General features: G+C 42.6%; 13 protein-coding genes and 1 pseudogene. 4 read left to right on the top strand and 10 right to left on the bottom strand.

Going from position 1 to position 21,803, the window contains the following annotated elements; genetic code table 11:
* Nucleotides 1-129 precede the first annotated feature (129 nt).
* Nucleotides 130-1,317, bottom strand: a complete 1,188-nt coding sequence (locus tag L1271_RS03475; protein WP_174170478.1) for an NAD(P)/FAD-dependent oxidoreductase — start codon at nt 1,315-1,317, stop codon at nt 130-132.
* 544 nt (nt 1,318-1,861) lie between these two features.
* Here L1271_RS03475 and L1271_RS03470 point away from each other — a divergent pair.
* On the top strand, nt 1,862-4,012 hold the full coding sequence (locus L1271_RS03470; RefSeq protein WP_235366757.1) for a S8 family peptidase: 2,151 nt from the start codon (nt 1,862-1,864) through the stop codon (nt 4,010-4,012).
* A gap of 408 nt (nt 4,013-4,420) precedes the next feature.
* On the opposite strand, the gene L1271_RS03465 is transcribed toward L1271_RS03470, so the two are convergent.
* The 4 genes from L1271_RS03465 to prlC all read right to left on the bottom strand — a co-directional run bounded on the left by L1271_RS03465 (nt 4,421) and on the right by prlC (nt 10,653).
* Nucleotides 4,421-6,343, bottom strand: a complete 1,923-nt coding sequence (locus L1271_RS03465; RefSeq protein WP_235366756.1) for a methyl-accepting chemotaxis protein — start codon at nt 6,341-6,343, stop codon at nt 4,421-4,423.
* Between the two features lie 162 nt (nt 6,344-6,505).
* On the bottom strand, nt 6,506-7,261 hold the full coding sequence (locus L1271_RS03460) for a class I SAM-dependent methyltransferase (protein WP_442960399.1): 756 nt from the start codon (nt 7,259-7,261) through the stop codon (nt 6,506-6,508).
* A gap of 74 nt (nt 7,262-7,335) precedes the next feature.
* Nucleotides 7,336-8,487: a response regulator gene (locus L1271_RS03455; protein WP_010605885.1), complete on the bottom strand. Its 1,152-nt coding sequence runs from the start codon at nt 8,485-8,487 to the stop codon at nt 7,336-7,338.
* A 126-nt stretch (nt 8,488-8,613) separates the two neighbouring features.
* Nucleotides 8,614-10,653 carry an oligopeptidase A gene (gene prlC / locus L1271_RS03450; RefSeq protein ID WP_235366755.1) on the bottom strand — a complete coding sequence of 680 codons (2,040 nt, stop codon included), beginning with the start codon at nt 10,651-10,653 and terminating at the stop codon, nt 8,614-8,616.
* Nucleotides 10,654-10,821: 168 nt separating this feature from the next.
* Here prlC and gorA point away from each other — a divergent pair, with 168 nt between their 5' ends.
* The gene (gene gorA, locus L1271_RS03445; RefSeq protein WP_235366754.1) at nt 10,822-12,180 is read left to right on the top strand and encodes a glutathione-disulfide reductase; all 1,359 of its coding nucleotides are present in this window, start codon (nt 10,822-10,824) and stop codon (nt 12,178-12,180) included.
* 274 nt (nt 12,181-12,454) lie between these two features.
* A pseudogene (locus L1271_RS03440) lies at nt 12,455-13,308 on the top strand (IS982 family transposase).
* A 34-nt stretch (nt 13,309-13,342) separates the two neighbouring features.
* Here L1271_RS03440 and L1271_RS03435 read toward each other — a convergent pair.
* From L1271_RS03435 to L1271_RS03425, 3 genes are all read right to left on the bottom strand, one after another.
* Nucleotides 13,343-16,273, bottom strand: coding sequence for an SIR2 family protein (locus tag L1271_RS03435; RefSeq protein WP_235366753.1), 2,931 nt, complete (start codon nt 16,271-16,273; stop codon nt 13,343-13,345).
* A gap of 506 nt (nt 16,274-16,779) precedes the next feature.
* On the bottom strand, nt 16,780-16,935 hold the full coding sequence (locus L1271_RS03430) for a hypothetical protein (RefSeq protein ID WP_235366752.1): 156 nt from the start codon (nt 16,933-16,935) through the stop codon (nt 16,780-16,782).
* A 192-nt stretch (nt 16,936-17,127) separates the two neighbouring features.
* A complete protein-coding gene (locus tag L1271_RS03425) occupies nt 17,128-18,951 on the bottom strand; it encodes an alpha/beta hydrolase (RefSeq protein WP_235366751.1) in 1,824 nt (607 codons plus the stop codon).
* A gap of 131 nt (nt 18,952-19,082) precedes the next feature.
* On the opposite strand from L1271_RS03425, the gene L1271_RS03420 reads away from it, so the two are divergent.
* Complete coding sequence (locus L1271_RS03420; protein WP_235366750.1) at nt 19,083-21,056, top strand: winged helix-turn-helix domain-containing protein; 1,974 nt, start codon at nt 19,083-19,085, stop codon at nt 21,054-21,056.
* A 56-nt stretch (nt 21,057-21,112) separates the two neighbouring features.
* Here L1271_RS03420 and rpmG read toward each other — a convergent pair whose 3' ends face one another.
* Together rpmG and rpmB are read right to left on the bottom strand one after the other, a co-directional pair.
* A complete protein-coding gene (gene rpmG / locus L1271_RS03415; RefSeq protein WP_010364212.1) occupies nt 21,113-21,268 on the bottom strand; it encodes a 50S ribosomal protein L33 in 156 nt (51 codons plus the stop codon).
* Between the two features lie 12 nt (nt 21,269-21,280).
* Nucleotides 21,281-21,517, bottom strand: coding sequence for a 50S ribosomal protein L28 (rpmB, locus tag L1271_RS03410; RefSeq protein WP_010605890.1), 237 nt, complete (start codon nt 21,515-21,517; stop codon nt 21,281-21,283).
* Between the last annotated feature and the right edge of the window lie 286 nt (nt 21,518-21,803).

Here is a 21,803-nt window from a genome sequence, read left to right as displayed (position 1 = left end):
GCCTACTACTCTAGTTTTCATTATCAAATATAGCTCTAGCTCTCACTACGGGCAAACTTTATTATCTTTTTAATATTTACGGGCAAACTTTATTGCTAACGGGCAAACTTTATTGTCTTTTCACAATAGCTAACAAGCCTGTCCGCATGCCCAGCCGGAGCTCCATGCGTATTGGAAATTATAGCCCCCGAGCCATCCGGTGACATCGGTTACTTCGCCGATAAAGTACAGGCCTTTTTGTTTTTTAGCTTCGAAAGTTTTTGAGCTTAATTCGTCGGTATCTACACCACCTAACGTAACCTCTGCGGTGCGATAACCCTCTGTGCCATTTGGTTTTATTTTCCAGCTAGTGAGGGTTTCTGTCAGTTTTTCAATCTCTGTGTGGCTGAGTTGGTTGGCGTTTTTATCTGGGATGCTGCCGTCGCTGATTAAGGCCTCAATAAAGCGCTTTGGTAAGATGGTCGAAAGCAAGTTCTTCAGGCTCTTTTGCCCTTGCTCACTACGCCAGTCATGGAGTTGTGCTTGCACATCTAAGTCAGGTAATAAATTGATGCTAACAAACTCTCCTGCTTTCCAAAATGAGCTGATCTGCAAAATTGCGGGGCCAGATAAGCCTCTGTGGGTAAAGAGAATATTTTCTCTAAATTGGATACCGCTTTCGCTGGTCACTAGGCTATCTACGCTAATACCAGACAAACCATCAAAGCGTGCTTTGTCGTGATCATGGAGTGTAAATGGTACAAGCGCTGCCGTGGTTGGTAATACCGTTAAGCCAAATTGCTCCGCTATTTTGTAGCCGATTGGCGTTGCGCCAAGTTTTGGCATGGTTAGGCCACCAGCGGCGATCACCACTGACTCGCAGTTGAAGGTTTGAGTTGTGGTTTTGACTAAGTAGCGGCCATCGCTTTGATGCTCAACCGCTAATACTTCTTGACGTAAATGGAGTGACACGCCCGCCCAGTCACATTCGGTAAGAAGAATATCTACGATCTCTTGCGCGCTATTGTCGCAAAACAATTGTCCAAGCGTTTTATGGTGATAAGCAAGGCCATGGCGGTCTACCAATTCAATAAAATCATGTTGGGTATAGCGGCTCAAACACGACTTTACAAAGTGTGGATTTTTACATAGATAGTTAGCAGGTGAAGCATTTTCGTTGGTAAAGTTACAGCGGCCACCACCACTGATCAAAATTTTACGGCCAGGCTTTTTCCCCATATCAACCACTGCAACTTGTCGCCCTCGGTATCCAGCCTGTGCAGCACACATCAATCCAGCAGCACCTGCGCCGATAACGACTACCTCTATTTGTTGCATAAACTCACTCAACTTTTTATCTAAGATTTCTACACTTACCGTTTTGCCAACAGTTTAGCTTTAAACGGCAAAATCGCGACCAAGCGAAAATTATACCTAGATTCTTTATCTAATCACAGCGACGAATAGAAGAAGCAACTCGCATACCTTTCAAACACTTGTAAACATTATGTCAGCGCTATCATTTCTCAAACCTTAAAAAACAAGAAAATAAGATTAGAATAATAAAATAAAACCAACCTTTAGCACCAACCAAACTCCCACTCTACTGGCTACAAATGCTTCACAAAGTTAAAAACACTATTTTGTTTACAGTCATTTACAATGTAACTGAAATTTATTCGCTCTCTCACAAAAATGAAAAATATCGATTAAAAACAATACAATAAGAATTTTTTATAGCCATTTATCCGTCCACATATAACTAAAAAATTAGTGCAAATAACAAAACAGCGCTTTCTTTTTTTTAACCATGAGTTTACTTTCACTGACCATCAGCTTTTTATTAACAGCTGAACAACAAGTTAGAAACTAGGGAAACATTATGACAATCAATAAAAACTTTAAGCGCGCTGCACTAAGCATCGCAGTGAGTACATTATTCACTGCAACAGCAGTTACAGCCGCACCAACACAATCAATCGGTCAAGATGCAGCACTTGCAGCAACGGCACAAAAACTATCATCACAAAGCACGCTTGGTACACAGTTCATCATCAAGTACAAAGATGCTAGTTCACAAATGATTAGCCTTTCAGCTGCGGATCTTGCTCCAGCAAAAATGCAACAGCGTGCAGAAAGCTTTGTACAAGGCTTTAAGAGCAGCAAAGCGAGTGCTCGCGCTAAGTACGTACGCCCAATGGCACTTAGCAATCACCACGTTATGCGTGCTGACAAAAAGCTTTCAGCAAAAGAAGCACAGGCGTTCATGAACGAAGTGATCGCTTCTGGTAATGTTGAATACATCGAAATTGACCAAATGTTAAAGCCATTCGCAACGCCTAACGATCCGCGTTATAACGATCAATGGCATTACTACGAAGCTGCTGCTGGTATTAATGCCCCAGCTGCGTGGGATAAAGCGACAGGTCAAGGTGTGGTAGTTGCGGTACTAGATACAGGTTATCGCCCACATTTAGACTTAGATGCCAACATTCTGCCTGGCTATGACATGATCTCTAATACCTTTGTTGCTAACGATGGTGGCGCACGTGACAACGATGCTCGTGACCCTGGTGATGCGGTCACTCGCGGTGAGTGTGGAACTGACTCTTCAGGTCAACCTGTGCCACGCGCAGATCAAGACTCAAGCTGGCATGGTACGCACGTAGCGGGAACGGTTGCTGCAGTAACAAATAATGGCGAAGGTGTAGCTGGTGTTGCTTACGACGCTAAAGTAGTGCCTGTACGTGTTCTTGGTAAATGCGGTGGCTTAACTTCTGACATCGCTGACGGCATCATATGGGCATCTGGCGGCTCGGTATCTGGTGTGCCTGCAAATGCTAACCCAGCTGATGTTATCAACATGAGTTTAGGTGGTGGCGGTGCATGTAGCGCAACTACACAAAATGCAATCAACCAAGCACGTAACAACGGTACAGTCATTGTTATTGCGGCAGGTAACGACAACGATAACTCAGCAAACTACAACCCAGGTAACTGTAATGGCGTAGTAAACGTAGCATCTGTAGGTCGTGATGGTAGCCGAGCTTATTACTCAAACTATGGTGCAAACATCGACGTTGCCGCTCCGGGTGGCGCACAAAGTTTTGCGAATGATCCTGAAGGTATCCTATCTACCCATAACTCAGGTTCTGGTGCTCCTTCAAATGATAGCTACCACTACTCACAAGGTACGTCTATGGCGGCACCTCACGTTGCGGGTGTTGCAGCGCTAATCAAGCAAGCAAAACCATCTGCTACGCCTGACGAAGTAGAAACTATCTTGAAAAACACTACACGTAGCTTCGCAGGTAGCTGTTCAAACTGTGGTACGGGTGTTGTTGATGCAGCCGCTGCGGTAAATGAAGCTTTAGGCGATGTTGTCACGCCACCTACAGGTAATACGCTTGAAGATGGCGTAGCGAAAACAGGCTTAAGTGGTGCAGCTGGTAGTGATCAGTTCTTCACTTTTGATGTACCTGCAGGTAAAACCAATGTTACCTTCACTATGAGCGGTGGTACTGGTGATGCTGACCTTTATGTAAAGCTTGGCAGTCAACCAACTTCAAGCAGCTATGATTGTCGTCCTTATGAAGGCGGTAATGCCGAAGTTTGTAGCTTTGACGCACCTCAAGCTGGTACATACCATGTAATGATTAACGGTTATAAAGCTTATTCAGGCGTAAGCTTAGTTGCTGCAACTTCAGGCTCAAGTACAGGAGGCCCTCAAGCGGGTGGCGGTACCGTTGAAGATATTTCAGCGTCAAGCGGTCAGTGGGTGCACTACACAATCGAAGTGCCTGAGGGTATGAGCGACTTCACCGTGAAAACATTTGGTGGCTCAGGTGACGCTGACTTATTCGTTAAGTTTGGCTCTCAACCTACAGCAAGCAGCTATGACTGTCGTCCATATGAAAATGGTAATACCGAGACTTGTGTAATCACTAATCCGCAAGCGGGTACATGGCACCTAAGTGTTAATGCTTACCGTACGTTCTCTGGCCTAACGTTAGACGCGCAGTACAAGCCATAAGCAAAATTTAGTAGGCTCTGATTGAGTCTTCTTTCCCCAACGAGAGGCCGCATTTGCGGCCTTTTTTAATTATTTCGAGTTTAGTTTGTGGGAACGAGTTTACCTCGCGATCTTGTAACTGCTCGCCGCGTGAAGCGGCTCCGACGTTTCAGCTTATACTGTCGAGATAAATCTCGACCTACGACACTCGCTGGTAGGAACGAGTTTACCTCGCGATCTTTTAACTGCTCGCCGCGTGAAACGGCTCCGACGTTTCAGCTTGCAGCAGTCGAGATAAATCTCGACCTACAAAACTCGCTGGTGGGAGCGAGTTTACCTCGCGAGCTTTTAACTGCTCGCCGCGTGAAACGGCTCCTACGTTTCGGCTTATGCTATCGAGATAAATCTCGACCTACGGCACAATCCTGATTACCGCAGGCCTAAGGTACCCCTAATCTCCCGCATTTTCTCTTTAAGGCTTTGCTGGATTTGTTGCACTTGCTCATGTGAGCTATTAACCTGACCTTTCATACTATCCATAGCGTGGCCAAAGGTATCTAAGAGATCCGATTGTTGATTGGCAAGATCCATTGCATGGGCGGCAACTTGGTTGGCGCTCTGTGCGCTCTCTGCCACACCTTCTGAATTGCGTTTCAACTCTTGTGCATGACCAGTTTGCTGCTGTGCCTCATCTGCCAAAGCCGAGATTTGTGTCGATACTTTGTTTGAATTATCACTCAAAACATTTAATTGCTGGTGGATATCAGTCAGTGAGGCTTGTGTTTGCTGTGCAAGCTTTCGTACTTCATCCGCAACGACCGCAAATCCACGGCCATGCTCTCCTGCGCGCGCCGACTCAATCGCTGCGTTGAGCGCGAGTAGGTTCGTTTGTTCTGCGATGGAGCTGATCATATCAATCACTTTACTCACATCTGAAACACCATTAAGTAATTCATTTAAGCTCTCTAATCCCTGCTCTACCCGCTTTTGCGTGGTCGATGAAGCGCTCAACATAGCATCCGCATAGGACACACTTTGTGTCATTGCTTCAAAGGTGTTATTGGCATTGTCGGCAACTTGCGCGTTGATTTGATTGGCATCCGCCCCAAGCGCTCTAAGCGAGTCAAGCTGTGCTTGGTTTTGCTCCACCTGCTCAAACGTGTCTCCAGCTTGTGCAGAGATCTGCGCCAAGTTGGTGTTCATCTCCTCCATAAAGGTATTGATCACACTCAGCATTTCTGAGCGTTCATCAGCTTCTGCTCGCTGCCTATCAATTAACTGATTAAAGTAACTCGCAATTTCGCCAATTTCAGTGTCTTGGTTTTTACTTTCAATATTGCGTAACTCATTGCTTTCGATTAGCTGAGCAAAGCCATCGCGTAGTTGTCTTAGCGGAGTTAACACTTGATTGAACTGTACAAAATACACACCACCCGCAAGGAGTACGAGTAACCCAATCGCCACACCAAACAGCATAAACACATTGGTTTTTACGTCAGCCTGCTCTGTTTTTAAGTTGGTTTCTGCTTGTAGGATATTCTCTGAGATTGCTTTAATATCACCTCGCAGTGCTAGCATGCCAGCTTGGCGTTGTTTCGACTGCTGTAAGGTATTTTCTAAGTCGCGGGCATAACGTTTAGGCCAGCTCACAAGCTCCGCTTTTATTTCTAGCGCTAAATCTTCGGCTTCGGCACCTAAAAATAGCTCGTCTTCGTCTACCTCACTCATTACCCCTAAGTTTTCGAGTCGGTCTATTCGCGCGGCAATATCCTGCAACCGGCTTAAGCTCGACATCAAACTCTGTTCGGTCTGCTGTTCGTAAGCCATGACTAATTGGTAGGTATATAAGCTCAAATTCGAGACTTCGCTAAAGTAGTCTGAAGCAAGATTAAAGTAGGATTCTTTGGCGGCACTGTATTGTGCTTTAATTGCATACTTAACTAGACTCGATGCTGAACCTGACATTTGCCTAAGCGCATTATCCAACAACGCAAGTTCGTTACCAGAAAGCTTGCCGAGTGCACGGTATTTGCCTGCAATATCTTGTTGTAGTTGTATGAGTTTAGTTTTAAGTTGCTCAGCAAGTGCAGGTGGCAACTGCTCTACACTTTGCTGTAATGCTTTGATTTGTTCATCGGCCTTATTTAAATACTGGCTATCGCCCGCACTCAAGTAATCTTCTACTGTACCCTCAAGCTCGATGATCACCGCATTTTTAACTTGATTGTAAGCGGCGTCTTGCGCATCAAGTTCAGTTAATACTTGGCTCGCCCAAAACAGACTCACCCCAAGTAGAATACTCGCTGTCGTCAATAATATTGCCAATAACCGAGTAAAAGTAGACACGCGCATAGAATCACAACCCCTTTATCAAAATGCTCCGCAAGAGTATTAAGGATTTATGACAACTTGATTAAATCTGGTTACCTTTCCTGAGCAATAGTACAAAACCATACTTTTTGCGTATATCCATCTAGATATCTGCTGCACAAAATTAAATCAGGTAGTGGTGTGCTATTTCATTGCAGAATTAACATAAACGTCAAAGCGGTTTTTCTTGGTTTTTATTTGCATACTTGGCGTTTTATCATTTAAAAATCCAGCGTAGTCTGGACGTTTTACCACCACCCTTTTTGTGGCTAACTGCAAAGCAAAAGGCAAAAGCGCGTCCGCATCCAAGTCATTGCCAACTAAGTCTTGGAATACACGCATTTCTTTTTTCACTTGCGCCGATTTTTCACGATGCGGGAACATAGGATCAAGATACACTATATCTGGACGCCAACCCGCTTGCTCTAGCAAGTCATGGCTGGAGCCAAACTCCAGTCGCATAGTTGACTGTACCCATTCGCCAATTTCAGCATCTTGATAGGCGCGTTGCAAGCCATCGTATAACAACGCTGCGACTACCGGGTTACGCTCGTGTAGCACGACTTTGCAACCCATAGACGCAAGTACAAAGGCATCGCGTCCAAGTCCTGCTGTCGCATCCAAGACCGTAGGCACAGCACCTTTATTTAAGCCCACCGCTTTTGCAATTGCTTGCCCTTTACCACCACCAAATTTGCGTCGATGAGCAACTGCGCCAGTCACAAAATCAACACGGATAGCGCCGAGCTTCGGTTCATCTTTTTTGAATAATTGTAAGCCTAGCTCATCATAAACCAATTGAAACTCCGCCTCGTTAATATTAAGCGCGGATAAATTAAACAGCTTAGTTAGCGTATTTAGGTAGGATCTGTTTTCTTCAAAAGGGGTGTGAATATACAAGCTAAGCTCCCAAGGGTTACCAACCGTGGCAGTATACCCCTTTCCCTTTCTAGTGTCTTTGATTATCCAGTGGCTTAAAACAGTTCAATATCAGCCTGCGACGCCACTTCATCCTCACCCCAAGGTTTCGCTATTTTGTTTAAACTCTCTATAAGCTGCTGACGTACCTCAGTCACTTCTCCTAACTTATATTTAATTATGGTTAGCTCATCGCTTAAATAAGTGAAATGCTCATAGAGTTCTTGCAACCGTTCTCTTTCACTTGGTTCTAAGACTGCAAGCTTGTCGCTTTCCAGCACCGTCTGAAACTCAGCAACTTTGCCACTGTAATGATCGCCAACGCCGCTTAAATGATCGCTTAGCTCAGCAAATACTTGCCCTATATGCTCCACTTTCTTAAGTGCATCTTCACTGACTTCCATGTCTCTGATTTTGGCATCAGTGGCTTCCAGTATGTGCGGAAATAAATCTTTATAACGACCATAAACGGCAACATCGTCCACTGGCATGTTCTTAATCAGTAAAGAGACTTTAGGATAGTTAATTATGGTTCTGCGACCAAAATCAACAAAACGACTGCTATCTTTGTGTTTCTCAAATAGCTCTTGCTCTATCGGTTGGATCGCTCCCTCGCTGGAGTAAAACATCGCGTCTTGGTGATACCAAAAAGCCACCGCAACATCGAGCTCCATCGGCATAAAAAACTCTAAAAAATGAGCGCTCAACGTATTGAGATCATGCGCGTGATACGACTGCCCAACGTAGCGCATTATACGGCCCATATCACCAGAGTCAGTCATGGCTATTTCAGCAGTGGTTTGAGCGCGCTGTACATCTTGTTTTAGCTGCGACGAGATTTTTCGATAGTCATCAAGGACATTAATACGCGCTAACAACTCTTCAGCGTTAAAAGGTTTGACTATATAGTCTGCGGCACCAGCGTTATAGCCCCGCATTCGCTCTGAAATATCGGCACGAGAAGACAAAAACATAACAGGGATCTCTGTAGTGTCCTCTAGTTTTTTGAGTTGCTCACATACCTCAAAGCCCGACAGCCCTGGCATCTCGACATCAAGCAAGATAATATCCGGACGATATTTTTTAGCCAACCGCAAGCCTTCCTCACCATTTTTCGCATGTAATATTTTGCATGTCCGCGATAGCGCCTCATCAACAATGTGATGGACGAGTTTGTCATCATCAATGGCAAGAACCAGTTTCGTCATGTGGCTTTCCCTATTAATTCATATCTTTATAGAATAGTCAGAGATATTGAATTTGCTAACAAAAAGTCACACTTTCTAAGACAAAAAAAACGCCTTCAGAAGAAGGCGCTTAGAGTGGAAATATAACTAGGCGGCGATCCCGCTGTGGCGTAGTAACGCATCCACTTTTGGCTCTCGACCACGGAAGCGGGTAAACAGCACCATTGGCGCTTCCGATCCACCCTTTTCAAGAATGTGATACATAAATTCACGCCCGGTTTGTGGGTTGAATATCCCTTCTTCTTCAAACTTAGAAAACGCATCCGCAGACAGCACTTCTGCCCACTTATAAGAGTAGTAACCCGCGCTATAGCCACCAGCAAAAATGTGGCTAAAGCTATGTTGGAAACGATTAAACTCAGGCGCTTTAACAACTGCAGTACGCTCACGCACCGCATTAAGCGTTGCTTGAATTTGGCAATCCGTGTTTGGCTCAAAGTCTGCGTGAATATGAAAATCAAACAACGAAAACTCCAACTGACGGAGCATTTGCATGGCTGATTGGAAGTTCTTTGCCGCCAGTAACTTGTCTAACATTTCTTTTGGTAACGGCTCACCCGTTTCATAGTGTCCTGAAATGAAGTTCAGCGCTTCTTCTTCATAGCACCAGTTTTCTAAAAACTGACTTGGCAGCTCAACCGCATCCCATGCCACACCATTAATACCAGCAACCGGCGCGGCATCTACTTGCGTTAGCATGTGATGAATACCGTGACCAAACTCATGGAATAAAGTGGTTACTTCATTATGGGTAAATAGCGCAGGTTTATTGCCAACAGCTTTATTAAAGTTACACACTAAATAAGCGACAGGAGTCTGCAACTCACCATTTGCGCGTACTTTTCGGCCCATGCAGTCATCCATCCAGGCACCACCACGCTTATGTTCACGAGCATATAGATCGAGATAGAAATGACCACGCAACTCACCTTTATCATCATGAATAGCAAAAAAGCGTACATCAGGATGATAAGTATCAACGTCTTTGACTTCACTCACACGGATCCCAAACAGGCGATTTACGGTTTCAAACAAACCGGCAAGTACCTTATGCTCAGGGAAGTAAGGGCGCAGCGCTTCGTCAGAAATCGCATACTTAGCTTGTTTTAATTTTTCGCCATAATATGCGTAATCCCAAGGTTTTAACTCAGTTACACCGTGTTCTTTATTCGCAAAGTCACGTAGTTCAGCCACTTCTTGCTCGGCTTGTGGTTTTGACTTAGCGGCCAGGTCATTCAAAAACGTAAATACTTGCTCTGGCGTCTCAGCCATTTTGGTTGCCAATGATTTTTCTGCAAAACTAGAAAAGCCAAGCAACTGAGCCAGTTCGTGTCTAAGTGTAAGTGCTTCATGCATAATCGCTGAGTTATCAAACTCTCCAGCATTAGGCCCTTGATCAGAAGCACGGGTTACAAACGCACGATAAGCCTCTTCACGGAGCATTTGGTTATCTGCGTAAGTCATCACAGGAAGATATGAAGGGAAATCTAGCGTAAATACCCAGCCTTCTAATCCTTTGGCTTCAGCAGTATGAGCGGCAAGCGCTAAAGCCGACTCTGGTAGCCCTGCTAATTCTGACTCGTCAGTAATATGCTTTTGCCATGCCTGAGTGGCATCCATTACATTATTGCCAAACTTTGATGCCAGCTCCGACAGCCGTGCCACTATTTCGCCATAACGCTTTTGCTTAACTGGCTCAAGTGCAATGCCCGACAATTGGAAATCACGTAGGGCATTATCTACGGAGGTCTGTTGAGCAATCGTTAAGTTACTAAATTCAACCGATTCTTTTACCGCTTTATAGGCTTCATACAACCCTTGGTGCTGACCAACATAAGTAGAATATTCAGAAATTAATGGCAGACACTCATCATAAGCTTTACGTAACGCTTCTGAATTTACTACTGAGTGCATATGTGAGACTGGTGACCACATACGATTCAATTTATCGTCTGACTCTTCTAAAGGCAGTACAAAACTGTCCCACGTATAGCTTGGTTGTGCTAAAACAGTGTCGATAGTTTCACGACAGTGCGCAATGGCAGATTTTAATGCTTCAACAATATGTTCAGGCTTAATTTTCGAAAAAGGAGGCAATCCTTCTAGCCCGATTAATGGGTTACTCATGGGCACGCTCTTTATTTTCTAATCTAATATTGAGGTTGAAATAAGGGTGAATGACCGCATTTACAAGTATCTGAACAGATTTTTGCTTAATATCGGTCTTCGGTTGTGCACTTGTGCTATTTAAAGTAGTAGGGTTTAAGCAAAACAAATAATTGGCGAGGAATTTTTATGGCTCAACATTTTGACTATATCGCAATCGGTGGTGGTAGCGGCGGGATCGCATCTGCAAACCGAGCGGCGATGCGAGGTGCCAAGGTGGCATTAATAGAAGCAAAGCACTTAGGCGGTACTTGTGTAAACGTGGGCTGCGTTCCAAAAAAAGCGATGTGGCACGGTGCTCAAGTTGCTGAAGCCATTAAACTATACGCACCAGATTATGGTTTTGATGTTGAACTAAAGAACTTCGATTGGGGTAAACTCGTTGAGAGCCGCGAAGCCTACATTGGCCGTATTCACCAAGGTTACAACGGCTACCTAGCGAAAAATGGCGTCACCGTGATCAATGGCTTTGCTAAGTTTGTTGATAACAACACCATTGAAGTCAATGGTGAGCACTACACTGCCGATCATATCAATATTACCGTAGGTGGCCGCCCAACGATCCCTAATATTCCAGGCGCTGAGCACGGTATCGATTCAAACGGTTTCTTTGAGCTTAAAGAGCAACCTCGCCGCGTAGCGGTTGTGGGCGCGGGTTATATCGCGGTAGAGCTTGCGGGCGTATTGCACAGCTTGGGCACAGAAACCCATCTATTTGTTCGTAAGCACGCCCCTCTTCGTAATTTTGATCCTATCTTGGTTGAAACCTTAACTGAGGTAATGGAAAAAGAAGGTCCAACGCTGCACACTCACGCAGTACCACTGTCAGTGACCAAAGAAGAGGATGGCTCAGTCACCTTACATCTTGAGAATGGTGAGTCTTACACCGTAGACAAACTGATCTGGGCAATTGGTCGTGAACCAATGACAGATCTTATCAACCTCGCTGCGACAGATGTAGAAACCACGCCTAGCGGCCATATTAAAGTCGACGAATGGCAAAACACCTCAGCCAAAGGTATCTACGCGCTCGGTGATATTATGGATGGTGGTATAGAGCTTACTCCGGTAGCCGTAAAAGCAGGTAGAATGCTAGCCGAGCGCCTATTCAATCCGGAATTACCAAACGCAAAAATGGATTACGATCTAGTCCCTACCGTCGTCTTTAGTCACCCACCGATTGGCACAATTGGTCTAACAGAGCCAGAAGCGGAAGAAAAGTACGGTAAAGACAACATCAAGGTCTATACCTCTACCTTTGCCGCAATGTACACCGCGGTCACTCAGCACCGCCAACCGTGTCGCATGAAACTTGTATGCGCAGGCCCAGAAGAAACCGTAGTGGGTCTACACGGCATCGGCTTCGCAGTAGATGAGATGATCCAAGGTTTCGCCGTTGCAATGAAGATGGGCGCAACCAAAGCAGACTTTGACTCGGTAGTCGCGATACACCCAACCGGCTCCGAGGAATTTGTTACTATGAGGTAACAGACTGATTTAATTATCAAATAATATTTTAAATAAAAAACGCGAGCCTCAAACAAGCTCGCGTTTTTTATTTCCCACACATCTCAACGCAAGCACTTATCCGTAGGTTTGATAAAGTGTGAAGCAGCGTCACCCAACACAGGTAAAAGCTTCGCATCGCACCTTCAAATAAGAAAGATAATTAACCTGAGCTGCGCATAAGAAAATGAACTAAAAGCCCTTGTGGTGATCAGATCTTTCGACCAAGAAACATAAGATTACCAAGGACAAGGGCATGAATAACTTAGACGCAATTTTCGTAGATGTCGATGACTTTTGTGTATTGTTTGAACCTCAGTGGCTGGCACACTTGCTCGAAACAGGTGAAAAGCAGCGTATTAAGCCATCAAGGCTGAGTTCTAGCGAAGTTATGACTATTCTTATCGCCTTTCACCATTCAGGCTTTAGAGATTTTAAAACTTATTACACCAAGTTCGTTTGCCAATATTGGCGGTGTTATTTTCCTGATTTAGTCAGCTACACCCGAATGCTGAAGTTAATACAAACTGTATTACCTGCCCTATGCAGCTATCTAAAACAGCGATTTGCTATGGGATCGCATTTATTGACTCAACATCGCTGAAAGTTTGCCACAACATGCGTATCCCTCGTCATCAAGTATTTTCAGATGTTGCGAAGCGAGGCAAAGGGTCTATGGGGTGGTTCTATGGCTTCAAACTTCACCTGATCATGAATGATGAAGGTGGTTTGTTAGCGGTTAAAGTGACGGAGGGTAATGTGGATGATAGAAAGCCTGTTTTGGATATGGTTGATAATGTGACAGGTAGTTTGTATGGCGACAAAGGTTATGTATCAGCAAGCTTAAAGGCTGAATTAGCTGAGCAAGACATTGATTTTATTACAGGCCAGCGAAGCAATATGAAGCGCCAACCTATTTCAGATTGGGATAAGGCAATGCTGTCAAAACGGTTCATTATTGAAACGGTGTTTGATCAACTCAAGAACATAACTCACATAGACCACACAAGACACCGTAGCTGTGTTTCATTTATGGTGAACTTGATGGCAGGCCTCATCGCTTATACTTTTCAAGCAAAGAAACCGAGCATAAAGGTTACTCGGCTTTAGTTCTTATACAGATCTCAGGTTAATTACATCCACATCACGGAGATGATTCTGCCGTGTACCCTAAACTCTCAAAAATTACCTCATTATGAAAACCTTGGAAAAGTGAAAGGTACTTTTCTTCACTTTCAAGGTCTGAATTAAGTCGCCACACAATTGTGCCTTTGTAAAAAATCATATAGATAATATCTAAGCGCTCTCTGTAGGCAGCAATGTCCCAGAGTAATTTATGGCACTGGCTAAACAAAGAATCGAACTTTTGCCTAAATAAGTAGTTATAAATATTAGATAAGTCATTAATATCTTGCTCTTTTATACGGTCATACATTTCACTATCTAACAGTGTCTGGAACTTATAAATCATTGCCCTACAAAAATTATAACCACTTCTGTCGGACTCAATTGCCTTATCAAGATTCTTGATTTTTTCAACACGGCTACGCTCTTTGTTAATTTCGAAGAGTATATTATTAGCAGTAGTGATATAGCCGAGCTTTCTTGCTCGTTTCTCCAATCTAACCAGCGTTTTAAAACGTTCTTCGGCGGTTTTAGCCTCAGCAAGAACCACATCAGACAGAATAGAAGCTTTAGAATTTTTGTGATAATCCTTTTTCCTCGCTCTAGCCAAGGCAATTGCTGCACTTTTGTTCGTCTTCTCTAAAAGGTGAAGGCGCTCAACATAGAGAGACTCGAGCATTCTTTTATCCTCTGCAGGACAAAGTTCATCACAAAGATCTAGGTACTTTTTTGCTTCGGAGTAATTAGACCTCATTCTGTAAGCTGATGCCAAATGTTCGTAGTACATGTATAAATTATCACTATCAACCTCTTTGATAGTATCTAGTAAAAGCTCTATTGCGGAAATTAGTTCAGCGTAACGAGAGGTATTACATAAAATGTACACATAAGCTCTGCTATAATAACATAGCTTGTTTAGCCTCCTCCCGTTCATTTCATTACTCTCACCGCTCATTTCATTATGGCTAATACTCTGTATACACGAATCAATTGCGTAAAGAAGCAAAGTCCCTGTATTATCTTCTTCTGTACTGTACCCAGCTTGGTAAACTTTACGATTGAGAGAACTAAGCTTAACTCCAGTCTTTGTTGGAATTACCGTAACTTTCAAATAAGCATTGGATATATCGAAAACTTCTGCTTTAGGTATTTTGCTAAGAACATAGTCTTTGATGATCGGGTTAATCTTGATGACTGTAGTAGAAGTGTCAATTTTGACTGTCGTCGCTAATTCAAACTTAACTAGCTCTTGAACGTGCTTAGGGTTAAAACCAGCTCCAAGTTTATCTCGCTTTAGATTAGTTAGTGTTTCTCCATTTTTTAGAATAGACAGAATATTCAACATCCTCAGAGTTAACCTTTTTGAACTATCTCTCATTAGGAGATCTATTTGATCAAGCGTAGTTTTTGGAATATAAGCAAGATGGAAATCATCATCGAAAATATCTTCATGAGCTAAAACTTCTTCTACTGAGCTATTGTCAAGAAAGTCCATTATCTGTTCAAGCTTATCTACAACGCCTTCAGAGCGATCATGAATTTGAACTATTTGAGATTGGGTAAACTGGGCCGAGTTAAATCTATCATTTAAAATTAATTGACTTTCATGCAGAGTAAGTGCGTTTAACTCAACATGAAATTTTCTAAACTGTTTTATCGCTATACTCGAAGAAAAAATAAAAAAAATATTTTTTCCAAAATCAGGTAGAGAATCTGGTAAGTTAGCCAAATACATTAAAGCATCGGCGCTCATTTTGCTCTTAATGTTGTCAAAAATGATGAAATATACCTCTTCTCTCGCTTTCAAGCCAAAAAGGTAAATAAGTTGGGATAAAGGCTGATTGGTTTCTGTCTTAATCTGCTTTTCTATTTGTACTCTTGTTAGCACTTCAGAGCAATCAATTCGCAAAAACTTTGCTTTTCGTTCCCCAAGGGCATGCCTATAAGATGAGATAAAGTCATAAACACCATAACCCAATGCTGCTCGAATAGAGAGTGCGTTATTACGATTAAGAAATGCCAATGAATCTAAAAACGTTTGTTTCCTAACATTGCTATTGTAGCCTCTGTCCTCTATATCATAGAAAGTAATCGCCTCTTGCCGTTGACGAACAAGCTCACGTTTTTCTAGATTTTTTTTTTTAAACTCACTTACCTGACTCAATTGAGCAAAGGTCGTATTGCAATCTACACCACAATAAAACTGAATGCGACCACGAGAAATAGCATCTTCAAGTGTACTGAACAAATCCTGTCGAGCATGCTCAATTCTCGCAGCTTCAGACTCATAAAAGCTCCAAAGAATATCATAATTAGCCACTGTATTAGTTACAGCTGTAGCTAATGAGCGGGTGAAGCTATCCTCCCAGCCACTATATGCCATAATAACGACTAAATCGCTACCAACAAGATTTTGTAAAGACATCTCAATTCGTGAACGACTCAGTTGCAGCTGACTGGTCGTGTGCATAGTATCGCCTTGATCCCATCTCCCATGCAGATGGTAAATATTGATATTGTCGTTAACTTTATTTTGAAATTGCGTATCAGCAACGACGCTGAATGAATTGTATGGAATACTTTGATTATCGAACTCTTCTTCCAACAAAGTATCAAAATTTGTTGTGATAATATTATTAACTTTAAAGTTGTTGTTTTTAATACCTGATACAAAGTCTTTAATCGCTTGTGGGACAAGGTGATTTCCATTGGCATCAATATTACTTTCTACCACATTTCGAATAATCTCATTGACAACACCTTGACCGTAGGAGCCAGCAATAATACTGAAAGCTTGTTGATATTTATCTTGTGGTTTTACTCCACTTAGCGCCTCTTGATAATCAGTTAGCCCTTCTAAATCGTCTTGCTTTCGTACATAGTCTTCAATGAATCCGAGCACTTCTTCAACATTAGGAATACCTGCACCACCATTATTAGCTTGGCTCAAGGCGGCACCGAAAAGAAACGTAGCTCCGTTGTTATGGTTCTTTATACGTCTAATGATCGAACGTTCTGAATGAAATTCTAAAGGCATGTATTACACAACTCCAATAAACCAAAATGACAACAAAATATAAACAAATTTATTTCATATTACATCAAAATAAAAACATATGCATCAAAGTTAAATATTCCCCAGCTCACGCTTTTTAGTTCCCAAACGACCTCAACGCAAATACTCGTTCGTATGTTGGAGAAGGAGTCGAACAGCACCACTCAACACAGCTAAAAGCTTCGTGCAATATTAGACACACGCGAGTGCTCCACTCTTTTGCAAAGCTAACAACAACGGGCTTTTTCGCTAAGACAAGTAATCTCTAGTAAGAACTTAGCGCGCTTAACTTTATTTGGCGTGTTTTAGTGAAAACCTTTATTCACCATTGAGATAAATTTATCAGACTGATGTTTGGTTTGTTTTTCTGATGATTGTATTTTAAACAATTTTTCAATACTTTAGATAATCCGCTTCGCATCGTCAAAACCAAATGACTCCGCTGTTATGCCCATACATATCCATCTATTCAAATGCTGTCTTTCAAGCTTATTACGTACTTCAACAACTGCATTACCAATCGCTTGAACAAAATCGTCAAAAGAATGCGAAGCCACAGCCTTTATCCTTATTACCTTACTGACGTTTTAATTTAACAGCTTTTATAACCTTTAAAAATTACAAGGCATTACAGTTAATTGCATATCATGTGGTGATACGAAAAAGTCCAAATAAGGATATTTGGGCTTTGGGGGAAGTGACGATAAACATCAACTAGTAGGGATTAGCGCTGAGCGCTATGTCAGATGTTATCGGTTAGACAGCTCAGTCAATGCCTGTTTAATAAGCTCAGGGTGGGTAAATGGGATCAGATGCTCAGTTGATGATATTGGTAAATACTGCCCACCACTGGTTTCAGCAACTTCTTGAGACCATTTTCTCCCCTCTGCCTCCCATTTAATGAGATTAGCTTTCGCTTCTTCAGAGTCTGCATTGGCGATATCTAGTTTTTCAAACTCACTATCTATCACTGAAATAGGAATGCTGCTGTCTGGCTGCCAGTTTCTTACTAACTCCAAGTCATCATGGTAGTTCATCATTTCGTGTACTCGAGTAAGTTGAGCTGCAACACTGTGGCGGGTTTGCATTATGTGATTGAAATATTGCCAATCCATGTAGTCTGCAAACTCGCTTCCTTCAAGCAGTGTTTCAATATGCGCCTGCTCTTCAGCTATTTTGCTATCCATCTTTTCTTGCCAATTACCAGCAGCAACATGATCAATCAAGTCTTGTCCGTATTGACGATAAACATCAACTGGGTAACCTTGATACTGAGCAATAGAATGTGGCAGTAAAATATCTGGGTCTAACCACAACATGCTTGCTATCTTTTGCTTAAACTCCTGTGATTTTTGCATCGCAATTAGCGGCACTGAATTACTATTTGCGTAACTCAACAAATGCACATCACTGAGATTGAGCTTTTCAAATAGTACAGGGAGGTCGTGTGCAAATTTATTCATGGAAGGTGTGTCATCAACACTACTTAATCCCTGCCCTAGCCTATCAATGACGTAAACATTGAAACTGTCTGCCAAGTAAGGCTGTAGTAACGCGAACCAAGCACTATCACTATGAAAATGCATATTCGCACCCGAGAGCATGACCACGGTTGGCTTATCTGCATGCTGCTTTAATTGCCGAACATGGTAATAATCGTTGTTTACTGCGATAAGATCAGAGCCTTGGGGCAGCACATAACGGCTTGTCGACTCAAAAAATGCCATTATCGATTCGGTGGTTTGAACAGGTGGTAAATTCCAACTATGACGAGCCCCGCCTACACTAATGAGCTGCGTTTGAATATTGCGATTAGGATAGTGAGTTAACGTCACGCCTTCCGCTATTTCTTCATCAACAGATAAAGCAGCCTCATAGTTTAGATTAGCAATAATTTTAATCGCTTGAGGTGACGAGAGTAGCCCAAAATTTGCGTGACTTTTGCCATTATAGGGCAATACTGAGTCTGCTTTACCGTGCATAATTCGGTAGTTTGTAGGTGTCGAAAAGTTACAGCTATCACCTAATTGGTAGGACATAGGTGCGGCAACCGTTACTATCGCATTAAACGTCTCCGAGCGGTTACATAATAAGTTTTGTACAAATAACCCGCCTTGAGAAAAGCCGGTCGCATAAATTTCACCGTCAATGACATCATATTTGGCTTTTATTTCTGCAATCATCTGATCAACAAAGCCTAAGTCATCTACACCTAAACGATGTGCCTTGTTACAACCACAGCCTTCATTCCACTCTTCGTTTTTTGATTTGGGATAAACAACAATATAATCATCGCTTTGCTCATGTAGCTTGGTTAAACCTGCCATACCGTAAGCAGTGCCTCCAGAACCATGAAAGGCTAACATCAGCTTGTACGCTTTATGTGGCTTTTCAATCGGCTTCATATAATAGTAACGCTCATTGAGTTGATGAACCTCCAGACCATTTACGGGCTTTAACACTCCATCGTCATTGCTTAACGCCTTTTTGCTGTCGCTACTGCTGCCACAGCCCGCGACTAAAGCTGCGAGTGTTAAACCTAACGCCTGTTTTAAAAACATTCGACTTGTCATGTTGGCCATTCCTATTTTATTGTTTTCATGTACTCTAAATACTTTGAAAAAGGGCGCGACGAATTCACATGAAATCGTTGTGAGGAATTCCTTACCAATAAATATAAACAATATAATCAAAGGGATAATAAATGCGCTATGAGATTGCAGCCATTCGGTTTGATACTGTTAATCGAACGCTGACGAGTAGCACAGACTCCATCAGACTTGAGCCTAAGCCATACTTATTGCTACAAACCTTAATTGCAGCAAATGGTAATGTTGTTTCGCGCGATAAACTCATTGCAGAAGTGTGGCAAAGTCGCGTAGTCACAGAGAGTGCAATCAATAAAGCCGTGTCGACATTGCGCCAGTATATGAATAAATTAGATGGTAAAACTGAGTATATAGAGACTATCCCTACTCTTGGATATCGACTGATTCCCGCGGCCACAAGTCATACTCCGGCTACAATAAATAAGACCAGCTCCCGGATCGCGCCACTTTTGGGTGTTTCTCTACTTATTACCAGCGTATGTGCGTTTATTGTCTATCAGTTCATGCAGCCAGCGCAAAATAACGAACCACTCCTACCACAAAAATTAACGAGCCAGAGCGGTATCGAGCTACAGTTAAGTAGCGCGCCTCAATATAAAAGCTTTAGCTACCTGCATCCTACCGGCACTCAGCAATCGGAGTTATGGCTCAATCACAGCAAGCAAAATAGAAAGCTGTTTTCTGGCAACATCAGCACACAAGCCTTAAGCTCAGACGCCAAACACATCGCCTATATTGACGATGATAATGGCTGTACCGTAAAACAATTTGATATCGCGCAGGCACGGCACACGACGCTATTCTCTTGCCAGCCTATCGAAAACATTAAACTAATATGGGGCGCAAATCCGCACGAAATCATTTATCGAAAACGCACAAATATACATAGTGGATACGGCCTTTACCGTTTCGACTCGAATACAAAGCAGCATATCCAGTTAACGCTTCCTCCAATCTCAGGAAACCTCAGGGGCGACCACCTATTTAGCTTATCCACAACTAAAGACCAACTCGCCGCCGCACGCTATCTTGGAGAAGATAAGCACGAGCTGACGGTGTACGATTACCCAAGCATGTCAGTTAAGAGCACCGTTAAGTTACCTTATAATCTCACGGCACTGACTTGGTCTGCTAGCGGACAATCTATTTACTTTAGCGCAGGCAGCAGCATTTATCGCGCTGATATAAAATCGAGCAAAGTAAAACTGCTTCACAAGCTCACAGCACCAATCGAAAGCCTAGTATTACAAGATAACAATGAGACCCTGCTCTTTAATCAATATAAGTTAACTAGTCTAATTCACCTTTTCGACGTATCGGAGCAAACCTTTTCACCACTTGTTGATAATCAGGCGTTGAATCGCTTACCTCGCGCAAATCAAATGCCGCAAGTTTGGTATATTTCGGATCACGGCGCGCGTTCCGCTTTATGGTCTATCAACACTGAAACACAACAACACACTCAAGTTCACTTGCCTCACATTTTTAACTTTCAACGTTATCAACTCAACAATGACGCTTCTAAAATACTTTTTGAATATCAAGACGCCATTTACCAGTTTGCTATCAACAGTCAAAAAACAACACAACTTATAGGTACTGAGCTTAAGCCTTACGTTGCCAATTACAGCCAAGATGACCATGAAATCATTTACAGCAGTGAACGCTCTGGTAGTTGGCAGTTATGGTCTCTAAATCTAATAACAAACCAACATCAGCAACTTACAACACAAGGTGGCTACAGCGGCTACAAGCTTAATAATGTGTTGTATTTTACCAAGTTTACACAGCCCGGAATTTGGCAACTGGAAGACGGGAAAGAGTCTGTAGTTGTGACGGATGTACCGGTGAGAAATTGGCTGAATTGGCGGCTCAGAGATAATGCGCTTTACTATGAAAAAGACAAAAGTATTTGGCGATTTGACCTGAAGACTAAACAAGAAAAGTTGTATTTCACCCCGCCACAACGATTTATTGGGCAGTTTGATATATTGCAAAACGGCGATGTGGTTTTCAGTGAGCTGAAGCAACCAAGTGGAGAGCTTTGGCAATTAGCCGTAAAAAATTAAAGCACAAACACAAAAAACCCAGCCGAGGCTGGGTTTTTATTGATTCTTGAAACGAATTACTTGATTTTCGCTTCTTTGAAGATCACGTGTTTACGAACCTTAGGGTCGAACTTTTTGATCTCCATTTTTTCAGGCATGTTACGCTTGTTCTTGTCGGTAGTGTAGAAATAACCAGTACCAGCAGTTGAAACTAAACGGATCTTATCACGCATGATTTAAGCTCCTTAAATTTTTTCGCCGCGAGCACGGATATCTACTAATACCGCGTCGATGCCTTTTTTATCGATAATACGCATACCTTTAGTAGTAGTGCGTAGAGAAACGAAACGCTTTTCACTTTCAACCCAAAAACGGTGTGTTTGTAGGTTAGGTAGGAAGCGACGCTTAGTAGCGTTGCGCGCGTGCGAACGGTGGTTACCAACCACTGGGCGCTTACCTGTAACTTGACAGACTTTAGACATGTCTATGTATCTCCAATAACTTCGCTCGAGCTTAATTTTCCCTTAAAGGCCTTTTAACTGCGTGCCCTAGGTAAAATCAAAGGGCGCTCTTTATACAGTATCTACAGGCAGAGATCAAGGATCTGATCCTACTGAAATCAGCTCATGGGTAAATTTGATAGCGGCCAATTATAATGATCCGAAGCCCACTAGGAAAGTAAAAACTGCATTTAAATTGAACTAATTTATAAAATTTATACAAATATGCTGATTTAACGAGCAAATTTCTTTTTTGGCCCTTTCTACA

This window comes from Pseudoalteromonas sp. OF5H-5 (genome assembly GCF_021530695.1).
Classification (GTDB): Bacteria; Pseudomonadota; Gammaproteobacteria; order Enterobacterales; family Alteromonadaceae; genus Pseudoalteromonas.
The sequence above is the reverse complement of the archived record's forward strand: the minus strand, read 5'-3'. Positions and strand labels throughout refer to the sequence as shown.